General features: G+C 42.2%; 12 protein-coding genes. 2 read left to right on the forward strand and 10 right to left on the reverse strand.

The genetic code is table 11. The features are described from left to right. Positions 1 to 276: 276 nt before the first annotated feature. The 7 genes from HMPREF2893_RS06830 to HMPREF2893_RS06860 form a co-directional block, all read right to left on the reverse strand. Entirely contained in the window at positions 277 to 2037 is a 1761-nt protein-coding gene (locus HMPREF2893_RS06830) for an ABC transporter ATP-binding protein (RefSeq protein ID WP_070675228.1), read from the reverse strand. Beyond that, on the reverse strand, positions 2030 to 3832 hold the full coding sequence (locus HMPREF2893_RS06835) for an ABC transporter ATP-binding protein (RefSeq protein ID WP_070675230.1): 1803 nt from the start codon (positions 3830 to 3832) through the stop codon (positions 2030 to 2032). Before HMPREF2893_RS06835 ends, HMPREF2893_RS06830 begins: the two co-directional genes overlap by 8 nt. Further along, the gene (locus tag HMPREF2893_RS06840; RefSeq protein WP_021153785.1) at positions 3829 to 4275 is read right to left on the reverse strand and encodes a MarR family winged helix-turn-helix transcriptional regulator; all 447 of its coding nucleotides are present in this window, start codon (positions 4273 to 4275) and stop codon (positions 3829 to 3831) included. Before HMPREF2893_RS06840 ends, HMPREF2893_RS06835 begins: the two co-directional genes overlap by 4 nt. 135 nt (positions 4276 to 4410) lie before the next feature. Beyond that, a complete protein-coding gene (locus HMPREF2893_RS06845) occupies positions 4411 to 4821 on the reverse strand; it encodes a peptide deformylase (protein ID WP_024054812.1) in 411 nt (136 codons plus the stop codon). Between the two features lie 247 nt (positions 4822 to 5068). Further along, on the reverse strand, positions 5069 to 5968 hold the full coding sequence (gene scrK / locus HMPREF2893_RS06850) for a fructokinase ScrK (RefSeq protein ID WP_003016958.1): 900 nt from the start codon (positions 5966 to 5968) through the stop codon (positions 5069 to 5071). 159 nt (positions 5969 to 6127) lie between these two features. Beyond that, the gene (locus tag HMPREF2893_RS06855) at positions 6128 to 8047 is read right to left on the reverse strand and encodes a sucrose-specific PTS transporter subunit IIBC (RefSeq protein ID WP_003008594.1); all 1920 of its coding nucleotides are present in this window, start codon (positions 8045 to 8047) and stop codon (positions 6128 to 6130) included. Between the two features lie 37 nt (positions 8048 to 8084). After that, a complete protein-coding gene (locus HMPREF2893_RS06860; protein WP_070675232.1) occupies positions 8085 to 8291 on the reverse strand; it encodes a hypothetical protein in 207 nt (68 codons plus the stop codon). 134 nt (positions 8292 to 8425) lie between these two features. On the opposite strand from HMPREF2893_RS06860, the gene HMPREF2893_RS06865 reads away from it, so the two are divergent. Beyond that, positions 8426 to 9880: a sucrose-6-phosphate hydrolase gene (locus HMPREF2893_RS06865; RefSeq protein ID WP_070675234.1), complete on the forward strand. Its 1455-nt coding sequence runs from the start codon at positions 8426 to 8428 to the stop codon at positions 9878 to 9880. Further along, positions 9861 to 10826, forward strand: coding sequence for a LacI family DNA-binding transcriptional regulator (locus HMPREF2893_RS06870; RefSeq protein ID WP_049471835.1), 966 nt, complete (start codon positions 9861 to 9863; stop codon positions 10824 to 10826). Before HMPREF2893_RS06865 ends, HMPREF2893_RS06870 begins: the two co-directional genes overlap by 20 nt. A 72-nt stretch (positions 10827 to 10898) precedes the next feature. Here HMPREF2893_RS06870 and nusB read toward each other — a convergent pair whose 3' ends face one another. The 3 genes from nusB to efp are packed head-to-tail and all read right to left on the reverse strand — an operon-like array spanning position 10899 to position 12309. Continuing rightward, complete coding sequence (gene nusB, locus HMPREF2893_RS06875) at positions 10899 to 11330, reverse strand: transcription antitermination factor NusB (RefSeq protein ID WP_003008602.1); 432 nt, start codon at positions 11328 to 11330, stop codon at positions 10899 to 10901. Then, the gene (locus tag HMPREF2893_RS06880; protein WP_070675236.1) at positions 11323 to 11712 is read right to left on the reverse strand and encodes an Asp23/Gls24 family envelope stress response protein; all 390 of its coding nucleotides are present in this window, start codon (positions 11710 to 11712) and stop codon (positions 11323 to 11325) included. The genes nusB and HMPREF2893_RS06880 overlap by 8 nt, the downstream gene beginning before the upstream one ends. A 36-nt stretch (positions 11713 to 11748) precedes the next feature. Then, on the reverse strand, positions 11749 to 12309 hold the full coding sequence (gene efp, locus HMPREF2893_RS06885; RefSeq protein WP_003005479.1) for an elongation factor P: 561 nt from the start codon (positions 12307 to 12309) through the stop codon (positions 11749 to 11751). Positions 12310 to 12391 lie beyond the last annotated feature (82 nt).

Below are 12391 nucleotides of genomic sequence, written 5' to 3' on the forward strand. Positions count from 1 at the left end.
TCTAACGAATTACCGATTTCTGTCCCACTCTCATTTTTTCACTTTGTATGTTACGCCCTTTGTATCTTGTTGGAATTGCGACAGGACGAAGGTGGATCGATATTATCCACCTGAGGAGTTAGTGAGTCGTGTCGGCAAGGCACCATAGTGCTTGCCGTTACACGAATTGAACACGCCCTAAATGCTGTGTGAAAAAGATAAATTCTCTTGTGAGCATGGCTCACTGCAAGAATTTCCTATTTTCACTTTGCATTTTACGGGCTTTGTATCTTGTTGTTACGCTACTTCTTCTGTGAATTGGCTATTGTAGAGATCAGCATAGAAGCCATTTTGGGTCATGAGTTCTTGGTGATTACCCTGCTCGATAATATTTCCATCTTTCATCACGAGAATCAGATCCGCATTACGAATAGTGGACAAGCGATGGGCAATGACAAAGGAGGTCCGGCCTTCCATGAGTTTGTCCATAGCTTTTTGAATCAACTCTTCTGTACGGGTATCGACAGATGAGGTTGCTTCATCCAAGATAAGAAGCGGAGCATCCTTCAAGAGGGCACGCGCAATGGTCAAGAGTTGCTTTTGACTCACGGACAAGGTCACTGAATCATCTAATACAGTATCATAGCCATTCGGCAAGGTCCGAATAAAGTGATGGACCCCAACCGCTCGGGTTGCTGCTTCCACCGCTTCGTCTGAAATATCCGTTTGATTGAAGACCAGGTTTTCTCGAATGGTCCCCTCAAATAGCCAGGTATCTTGCAAGACCATCGAAAAGGCATCATGAACTTCTTCTCGGCTCATGGCCTTAGTATCCACACCATCGATGGTAATTTTACCAGCTTGAATGTCGTAAAAACGCATCAAGAGATTGACCATGGTCGTCTTACCTGCACCTGTCGGACCAACAATGGCCACCTTCTGTCCTGGCTTAGCTTCAGCTGTAAAGTCATGGATAATAGTCTTATCTGGTGAATAACCAAAGCGAACATGTTCAAAGGTAACATGACCTTTTGGCACTTCCAATTGGCGTGTTTTTTGGGATTCATCTTCCATTTCTTCTTCGTCTAAGAATTCAAAGACACGCCCCATAGCAGCACTAGCTGATTGCAATTGGGTAATGCCTTGAGCCATTTGACTAATTGGTTGGGTAAAGATGCGGACATAGGTCATAAAGGCAACAATGGTCCCGATGGTAATGTCTCCATTAATGGTGAGGACAGCCCCAACGATACAGACCATGACATAGCCGAAATTCCCTACAAACTGCATCAAGGGCATCATGATCCCAGAGAAGAATTGGGATTTCCACATGCTATGGTACAAATCTTGGTTGATGGCATCAAAATGATTTTTGGCTTGGTGACGGCCATTGTAGGAAATGACGATATTGTGGCCACTATAGATTTCTTCAACATAACCTGAAACTTTGGCAAGGTTGTCCTGTTGTTGCTTAAAGAGAGGCTGGCTCTTGACCATAATGATGCTGGAAAGAGCAAAACCTGCAAAGACGGACACAATCGCTGTCACCGCCAAGTGCCAGTCCGTCTTAAACATCATAAGGATGGAGCCAATCAATAAGACAATAGAAGAGACCATTTGAACCAAGCTTTGGTTAAAGGATTGGGTCATCAAATCCACGTCATTGGTCACACGAGACAAGGTATCTCCTTGTTCATGGCTATCAAAATATTGGAGGGGCACGCGATTGATCTTCTCAGCAATGGCATTGCGCAAGCGTTCTGCAAAGCGCTGAATCATGGTTGAGATAATGAAACTACTGCTGTAGGACACCAGTGCTCCAACTCCATAAAGGATGGCTAAGGTCAGGGCAATCGAAGTGATCTTATCAATATCAATGGCGCCTCCCATCCCTTTTGTAATGGTATCTGTAATTTCTTTTAACTTATCCGGTCCAATAACCGTGATTACACTCGATACGATCGAAAAGAGGATAGCAATTAGGAAAAATAGGTGGAAGCCCTTCAAATAGGGAGAAAGTTGGCTCCAAAGGGATGTTTTTTGTTTTGTCTTATGCATGTTCCAACTCCTCCTTAGATAATTGTGAATAGGCAATTTCTTGATAGACTTCATTGGTCGCAAGCAATTCCTTGTGGGTACCTTGACCGACGACCTTCCCTTGATCCAAGACCAAAATCAAATCTGCATCCATAATAGTCGAAATCCGTTGGGCAACGATCAATTTGGTCGTATCTGCAAGCTCTTCTTTCAAGGCTTGTCGCAGGATCCGATCTGTTTTATAATCTAGAGCTGAGAAGGAATCATCAAAGATGAGGATCTCAGGTTTGCGAGCCAGGGCCCGTGCAATGGCCAAGCGTTGCCGTTGACCGCCAGAGAAGTTGCTTCCTCCTTGCGCTACTTCTGTATCCAAGCCTTTTTCTTTTGTGGCCACAAACTCTTTGGCTTGGGCCAATTCAAGAGCTTTCCAGATGGCTTCATCCTCTAATTTTCCTTGACTACTTTCTCCAAATTCCATATTGGAGCGAATAGTGCCGCTAAAGAGCACTGCTTTTTGGGGAATATAGCCGACTTTATTATTCAGTTCTTGGTGGCTATAATTCTTGACATTGATGCCATCCACTAAGATCTTTCCTTCTGTTGCATCGTAAAAGCGCGGAATCAAGTTGACCAAAGTGGATTTCCCAGAACCGGTTGATCCGATGAAGGCAACGGTTTGTCCTTTCTGAGCTGAGAAGGTCACATGTTCAATCACAGCACGGGAAGTCCGTCCATATCGGAAGGAAACATCTTGAAATTCAACGGTACCCTCTTGGCCTGTTGTTTCTTTTGACTCACTTGGGAAGGCTACAGACGGCTCTAAAGCTAAGACCTGGTTGATTCGTTTGGCAGATACCAAGGCACGAGGAAGAATAATCAAGATGGCCACCATCATCATAAAGCCAACGACAACCTGCATGGCGTAAGAGGAGAAGGTGATCATATCGGAGAAGACCTTGGTCCGATCCGCTAATGCAGGACTGGTGAAGATCTTTGTAGGATCTTTTGGCATGGCGATATCATTGATCAAGTGCGCCCCAATCCAGTAGATAGCAAGGGTCAACCCACTTGATACCACTGTCATGACAGGGTTCATCAAAGACATCAAACGATAAACAAAGAGATTTAGACGGGTTAAGCCCTTGTTTTCAGCCTGGAATTTCTCATTTTGATAAGCTTCTGCATTGTAGGCGCGAACCACTCGCACCCCAGTCAAACTCTCCCGTGTCGTCGCATTCAAAGCATCGGTCAAACCTTGAACCTTTTGCTGGCGCGGAAAGGCAATAAGAACCAGAACAGAGAGAAGAATCAAGACCATCAAGACCGCAATCCCAACAGACGTTGTCCAGGCACTGCTCTTCCCCCAAATCTTTGTCAGAGCCCAAATCGCCATAATGGGACCACGCGTCACAACTTGCATCCCCATGACAATCATGATTTGTAACTGGGTCAAATCATTGGTTGTACGAGTCAAGAGAGAGGGAACGGAGAATTTCTTGATCTCGGCATCAGAGTAATCCATCACTTGATGGAAAATCTCTCCTCGAAGTCGCGTCGTAAAGCTGGCAGCGACTCTTGAAGCCAAAAAGCCCACAAAAACTGCCATCAAAAAGCTTCCAAAAGAGAAGAGCAACATCTTGCTTCCCGGATCCATAATATCAGAAACCTTGGTCCCATCCTTGGCTAAGAGGGTCGTGATATCGGATAAGTATTCAGGAGTCTTTAAATCCATCCAAACAGCCAGACAGATAAAGACCGTACTAAGGGCAATCATGCCCCATTCTTTGGCAGTTAACCGCCGAAATATATTGATCATTCCTCGCTCCTTTTTTTCATATTCTCATAAAATTGATGCATGACCCTGAAAAAGATGGCCAATTCTTCTTCTGATACACCAGCCATCATATCCTGGTCCACTTCTTCAAAGAATTGTTTCATGTCATTCAATTTATCTTTTACACTGTCTGTTAGGTAGACATACTTGGCCCGTTTATCGGTTGGACTAGGCTCTAGATAAATAAAGCCATTTTTCTCCATGCGCTTGATCAGGTTACTCGTCACGGATTTTGAGATATGAAGTTCCTGCTCAACATCCCGAATCAAGGTCACTTTCCCCTCCTTTTCACGATGAGATAAAAAGCCCAATACCTGACCTTGGGGTCCTGCGCTAAATTCAAGCCCTCTCTTCTTGGCCTCTCTTTCTACCATGAGGTGAATGAGATGACCGATTTTTTTAAATTCTAGTAAAGGTTTGTCCATCATTTCCTCCAAATAGTTCTCTTAAGAACTTTAAAGTTACTATGAGAACTATTTTAACACAAAAAAGATCCCTGTCAAGAAAAAAGTTTCCATAAGAACTAAAAAAAGGAGCCGAATCGACTCCATCCTTCATCTTTAGATAATAATGCCTTCTAGATGATCCATTTCATGCTGACAGATCTGGGCCGGAAAGCCTGACAAATGAATTGTTTTTGCTTTCCAATTCATATCTCGATAGGCCACTGAAATCTCCTCATAACGAGTGGTCGGCCGACTCCCCACCAAGGACAAGCATCCTTCCTCTGTTTGGTAAGGCTTTTTCTTTTCAAGGAGAACCGGATTAAACAGGACCAAATTTTCACTTCCCATTCGGATGATAATCGCTCGCTTTTTCACCCCGATCATATTGGCTGCTAAACCGACACACTCAAGGAGATGAGCATTTAAGGTGTCCTGCAAATCCAAAGCCAAGGTGCGATCCTCAGGTGTCGCTTCTTCTGACTTTTGACCCAAGAATAAGACATCTTTTACAATATTCTTTTTCATTCCTTCCTCACTTCTTGATAGATAGACGAAAGAAGAGAGTGGGACAGAAATCGGTAATTCGTTAGAATTCGATTTCGTCGTCCCACCTCTGCACAGTTGAGTAGGGCTGTAAAAGCTGATGAAATCGGCGTAGTAGAGCCCACTCAACCACTGCGTCTTGCTCGACAACCTAAAAATAATTGAGAGGCTAGGACTTTTGTCCCAGTCTCCTTGCTCTTGTTTCTAACCTCTAAGAGACAATTGCTGCTTATTTTTTAAGCTTTTCGCTCACTTCTTTTGCAAGGACAAAGTTCCCCAAGGTCGCTGAACCATTGCCGGCAACTGCAGGTGTCACAATATAATCTCTCACATCAGGTACAGGGAGGTAACCGTTCAAGAGGGCAGTAAATTTCGTGCGAACACGATCTAACATATGTTGTTGAGCCATGACTCCTCCTCCAAAGACAATGACGTCTGGGCGGAAGGTAACTGTCGCATTCACTGCTGCTTGTGCGATGTAGTAGGCTTGAATATCCCATACATTGCTGTTGAGTTCAATGTTTTCCCCACGAATACCCGTACGAGCTTCGAGACTAGGACCAGCCGCAAAACCTTCCAAACAGCCATTGTGGAAAGGACAAACACCCTTGAATTCTTTTTCCACATCCATTGGGTGTTGGGCCACATAGTAGTGTCCCATTTCTGGGTGCCCAGCTCCCCCGATAAACTCACCACGTTGGATGACACCAGCTCCGATTCCTGTTCCGATTGTATAGTAAACCAAGTTTTCGATATGACCACCCGCATTGTTGCGTGCGACCACTTCTCCATAGGCAGAACTATTCACATCTGTTGTGAAATAGATAGGTACATTCAAGGCACGACGGAAGGCCCCAACGATATCTACATTGGCCCAATTTGGTTTTGGAGTCGTTGTGATGAAACCATAAGTGTTTGAATTTGGATCGATATCAATTGGTCCAAATGAACCAATCGCAAGCCCAACTAGATCCTCAAATTTTGAGAAAAATTCAATACACTTATCAATCGTCTCAATTGGCTTGGTTGTTGGAAATTGTACTTTTTCCACAACATTATAGTTTTCATCACCAACCGCACAAACAAATTTTGTACCGCCAGCTTCCAAACTTCCATATAATTTTGTCATGTTGGCTCCTTTTTTATTATGAAAAATATCCTGTATTTATTATAGCATATTTTGTAGTCAATCTTTTTCTCTTCTCTAAAGAAAAAACACACTTTTTTTGAGAAATAAAATTCAAGGACTGGAGATGATAGACCAGTCCTTGAAAACTTATTGTTTCGATTAAGCTTTGACTTCGATGATCGCATCACCCTTCGCAACAGATCCAGTTGCAACAGGTGTGACAGAAGCATAGTCAGCTGTGTTAGTGACGATCACCATAGTTGTGTCTTCAAGACCAGCTGCGGCAATTTTCGCTGCATCAAATGTACCAAGGACATCACCAGCTTTCACTTTATCACCTTGAGCTACTTTTTGATCAAATCCTTCACCGTTCATTGATACGGTATCAATCCCAACGTGGATCAAGATTTCAGCACCATTAGCGGTCTTCAAACCGTAAGCGTGACCAGTTGCAAAAGCAATGGTTACTTCAGCATCAGCTGGTGCATAGACAACGCCTTCAGTTGGTTTGATGGCAATTCCTTGTCCCATCGCTCCACTTGAGAAGACAGGATCATTCACATCAGACAAAGCAACAGCTTGACCAACGATCGGAGAGATAATGGTTTCGTCTTGAAGAGATGCTGGAAGAGCTCCAGTTGTTTCTTCTTCAATAATAGCTTCTGCTTCTTTGTCCTCTGCAGGAACTGATGAAGCTTCATCTTCATAACCAAACATATAAGTCAAACCGAAACTTAGGGCAGTTGTAAATACAACCATAAATACATATTTCAATAATTGACCGTTTAGATAGAGAAGCGTTCCTGGAATAATTGTAATACCAAATCCTGTACCAGCAAGATTTAACATAGATGCAATCCAACCACCTACTGCACCTGCTCCCAAAGCAATAACGAATGGTTTCACATAACGCAAGTTTACACCAAAGATTGCAGGCTCAGTAATACCTAACAAGGCAGAGATAGTTGCAGGAAATGCTAGAGCTTTCACTTTTTGAGATTTAGATTTCACTGCCACTGCTAAAGTAGCTCCAGCTTGTGCAGTCATAGCCGCTGTAATAATTGCATTAAATGGATCTTTTTTATCTGCAGTAATTAATTGTGATTCAAGAAGATTAAAGATATGATGGACGCCGGTAACGACAATCAACTGATGAACGCCACCAATAAGAAGACCTGCAAGACCAAATGGTAAATTCAAAATAAACTTAGTTACATTTAGTACATATTCTTCGATACTGTGGAAGAATGGACCAATAATAAACAAAGCGAGGAATGACATGATTGTCAATGTGAATAATGGAACCAATAACAAATCTAAGACATCTGGAATTTTCTTATGGAGCCACTTTTCAAGTTTCGCACCAATTAGACCAACGAAGAAAGCGGGAAGAACTGAGTTCTGGAATCCAACCACATGATGGAAGATACCAAAGTATGTTGCTGCTTTAGAAGGATCTTCCGCTACAACCCACGCATTTGGAAGTGTCGGACTAACCATCATCAAACCAATTACAATCCCAAGAACAGGATTTCCTCCGAATACTCGGAATGCAGACCATGAAATCAAGGCTGGGAAGAAGGCAAACGCGGTATCAGTTAAAATTGTTGAATAGGTATAAAAATCAGTAGATTTAAATGCATCTGCTGTTGTGCCAAACAAAGCCAAAACCTGGTCTTGAGCAATGGCACCACGAATCCCCATAAACAATCCAGTCGCAACAATTGCTGGTAGAATTGGAACAAAAACGTCTCCAAAGGTACGGATCGCGCGTTGGAACCAGTTTCCTTGTTTAGCGGCTTCTGCTTTCATTTCATCTTTTGATGATGTTGGTAAGCCAAGAGCTACTACTTCATCATAGATCTTGTTTACAGTACCAGTACCAAAGATGATTTGGTATTGACCTGAGTTAAAGAAAGCACCTTGTACTTTTTCAATATTCTCAACAACATCTTTGTTGATTTTTGATTCATCTTTTACCATCACGCGAAGACGAGTCGCACAGTGAGCAACACTGCTAACGTTCTCAACCCCACCGATTGCATCGATGACCTGCTTTGCAATTTCTGTATTTGACATTTTGCAAAAATCTCCTTATTTTTTGTAATGTAAACGGTTAAATCGTTTCTACGTTTTTAATTGTACCACGTATTGAAAATATGTCAAGCGTTTTGCAGGATTTTTTTGAAACTTTTTTGGATATTTTGACACTTTTTGACAGTATGAAACTATTTTCATTAAAAGATAGGCCTATAATACGCTTTTCGGCGCTTTGATTCAGTCTTTTATTTTCATTTTCTTTCATTTTTTCATGAATTTTCAACTTCTCCTCTTTTCTTCAAGCCGCAAAATAGATGTCAATCGTTTGACATTTTTTGGCCATTTCTTTCATTTATCGCTTGCATTTTTAATAGGAAATCGGTACTATGGAAGTAAGAAAAAATTCGGAGGACTAAAATGGAATGGACAACTGAACGTCGTTACAGACGTTACGAAGACTGGACAAAAGAGGAAAAGCAAGCCATCCAAGATCATATGGCCAAATCTCCTTGGCATACACACTATCATGTTGAGCCAAAAGCTGGTCTCTTAAATGATCCTAACGGTTTTTCCTACTTTGATGGAAAATGGATCTTGTTTTACCAAAATTTCCCATTTGGTGCAGCCCATGGGTTAAAATCATGGGTACAAACAGAAAGTGAAGACTTGGTTCATTTCAAAGAAACTGGTGTAACGCTTCTTCCAGACACAGATCTGGATAGCCATGGAGCTTATTCCGGATCAGCCATGCAGTTTGGTGACAAACTATTCTTATTCTACACCGGAAATGTTCGTGATGCAGAATGGGTTCGTCATCCTTACCAAGTCGGTGCTTTGATGGACAAGGACGGAAAGATTGAAAAAATTGACAAAATCTTGATTGATCAACCGGCTGACTCTACGGATCACTTCCGTGACCCACAGATTTTTAATTTCAAGGGTCAATTCTACGCTATCGTTGGCGGTCAAGACCTTGAGAAGAAAGGATTCATCCGTCTCTATAAGGCTGTAGATAACGACTATACCAACTGGGTTGCAGTCGGTGATTTGGATTTTGCAAACGATCGGACAGCTTATATGATGGAATGTCCCAACCTAGTCTTTGTTGGAGACCAACCCGTTCTCCTCTACTGTCCTCAAGGCTTAGATAAATCCGTTCTCGATTATGACAATATCTATCCAAATATGTACAAGATCGGGGCAAGCTTTGATCCAGAAAAGGCCAAAATGGTTGATGTATCTGAATTGCATAATCTCGACTATGGTTTTGAAGCCTATGCGACTCAAGGATTTAATGCTCCCGATGGACGTGCCTATGCTGTTAGCTGGCTAGGTCTTCCAGACGTTTCTTATCCAACGGATTCCTATGACTACCAAGGAGCTCTCTCACTGGTCAAAGAATTAACCATCAAAGACGGAAAACTCTACCAATACCCAGTCGAAGCCATCAAGGACTTGCGCGCTGAGAGTGAGGAATTTGCCAACAAGGCACAAACCAAGAACTGCTATGAATTGGAATTGCAGTTTGAAAAGGATAGCCAGAACGAAATCGTCCTCTTTGCCGATGCAGAAGGAAAGGGCTTAGCTCTCACATTTGATCTAGCTAAAGGATTGGTCACAGTCGATCGTAGCCAGACTGGTGAGCAATATGCCCAAGACTTTGGTACGAGCCGTAGCTGCTCAATCGCTAACCAAGCGACAACTGCTAATATTTTCATTGACAATTCGATTTTTGAAATCTTTATCAATAAAGGAGAAAAAGTATTTTCTGGTCGGGTCTACCCACATGCAGATCAAAATGGAATCTTGATCAAGTCTGGAACCCCGACTGGAACTTACTACGAACTTGATTATGGTCGCAAAGCTAACTGATGTCGCCAAACTCGCCGGTGTCAGCCCTACTACTGTCTCACGGGTCATCAATAAAAAAGGATACCTGTCTGAAAAAACGATCCAAAAAGTCCAAGAAGCCATGCGAGAATTGGGCTATAAACCTAACAATGTTGCTCGTAGCCTCCAAGGAAAATCAGCCAAGTTAGTCGGCTTGATCTTTCCAAACATCAGCAATGTTTTCTATGCTGAATTAATCGATAAACTAGAGCACCAACTCTTCAAACACGGCTATAAAACCATCATCTGCAATAGTGAACACGACTCCGAAAAAGAGCGCGAATACATTGAAATGTTGGAGGCTAACCAGGTAGATGGTATCATTTCAGGAAGCCATAATTTGGGCATTGAAGATTACAACCGGGTAACTGCTCCTATCATTGCTTTTGACCGCAACCTCTCCCCAGAAATTCCGGTTGTCTCTTCAGACAACTACGCTGGTGGAGTGTTAGCAGCAGAAACTTTAGTAAAAACCGGAGCCCGAAATATTATCATGATCACAGGTAATGACAACTCCAACTCCCCAACAGGCTTGCGTCATGCGGGTTTTGCATCAGTCCTACCTGAGTCCATGATCATTAATGTTTCCAGTGATTTCTCCCCTATTCGCAAAGAAATGGAAATCAAACAGATTTTAACCCACCATAAACCAGATGCTATTTTTGCCTCCGATGATTTGACGGCGATCTTGATCATGAAAGTCGCTAGAGAATTAGATATTCAGATTCCTCAGGATTTGAAAGTGATTGGTTATGATGGAACCCAGTTCATCGAGACCTATACACCTGAACTGACAACCATCCAACAACCCCTCGAAGACATTGCTATCCTCATGGTGGATCTTTTACTCCAAAAGATCGAAGGAAAAAAAGTAGCGACTACCGGTTATTTCTTGCCCGTTAGTCTCCACTCTGGAAAAAGTGTCTAAAAGCAATATCCCCTCAGTAGAAACTGTGGGGATATTTTTTACCAAAAAAAAGAGCCAGTAGGCTCTTTTTACTTATTCTTCTGTCACAAATTGACTGAGGACACCGTTGACAAATCGTGAAGAGGTTTCATCTGAAAAGGCCTTGGCCAATTCCACCGCTTCATTGACTGCGACGATCTGTGGTGTATCAAACTCTGTCATTTCATAAATTCCCAGACGAAGGATATTTTTCTCTACCAAGGTCAAGCGCTCAACAGTCCAGCCGGTTTTCAAATGTTGACCGATTTGTTGGTCTAGTTGATCTTTTGACTGATAGACACCCGTCACGAGATTCATGAGAAAGGCAGGAAGATCGACTTCTTTGTCTTCTGCTAGGTCCTTGTCATGTAGATAAGCAAAGCGACAAGCTTCAACAATGTCTCCATCGTATTCCAAGGCCATCAAGGCTTGGAAGGCACGCTCGCGCAAATCTCGACGTGATTCTAATAAAATTTCATCAGTCATTGAGGAAGTCCTCATTAAACAAGTCTTTCAAGTCTGGTTTTGGAGATTTTTCCGTTGCGATACCGACAACGTGAATATTGACAGCATCCAAGGTTACATCTGCCATATCATAAACTGCAGACTTGATTGCTTTTTGAATGGCTACAGCGACAGATGGTACAGCCACTCCATATTCTAAATAGAGATAGATGTCTACTGAAACTTGACCATCTTCTTCTGTATGAAGGTAGACGCCACGTCCAAGTGAGCGTTTGGATAAGCTATCTGAAACACTCTTGTTTTCAAGCGAATAGACACCCTCTACTTTTGCTGTCGCAATCGCAATAATTTTTTCTAATACACGTGGTGCAATAACGATGTCACCAAATTGTTCAGTTGCCATAGAAGTTCCTTTCTATTTGACACCCTGAGATGTCTCTTATGCACGAGAAACGTAAGTTCCTTCAGTAGTGTTAATGACCAATTTTTGTCCAGCTTCGATGAAGTCAGGAACGTTTACGACCAAACCAGTTTCCATTGTAGCGGGTTTACCAGAACCAGTCACTGTAGCACCTTTGATAGATGGTTGAGTTTCTGCAACAGTCAATTCAACAGTTGTAGGAACTGTTACACCGATCACTTCGCTTCCGTAGAATTGAATTTTTACTTCTGAGTTTTCAAGGATGTAAAGCAATTCTTGTTCTACATTCACAACTGGAATTTCATATTGGTCATATGTTTCAGTGTTCATGAAGTAGGCTGTATCATCCATTTTGTACAAGTATTGAGCTGGAACAGTTTCGATAATCGCTTGTTCAAATTTTTCTTCTGGACGGTAGCTTGTATCAAATGTTGAACCAGTACGGACATCACGCAATTTCATACGCATGATAGTGTTTCCTTTACCTGGTTTGTGGTGGCTAGCTTCCAAAACGCGGATCAATTTTCCGTCAGCTGTTTCAAAAGTCATACCAGCTTTCAATTTACTTGCTTCGATCATGTTTTATTACCTCTTTTTTAAAAATAGATTACTCTTTATTGTAACACACTATTTGATTTTTCTCAAACAGCAATTTTCTCTT

The organism is Streptococcus sp. HMSC072C09 (genome assembly GCF_001813105.1).
Classification (GTDB): domain Bacteria; phylum Bacillota; class Bacilli; order Lactobacillales; family Streptococcaceae; genus Streptococcus.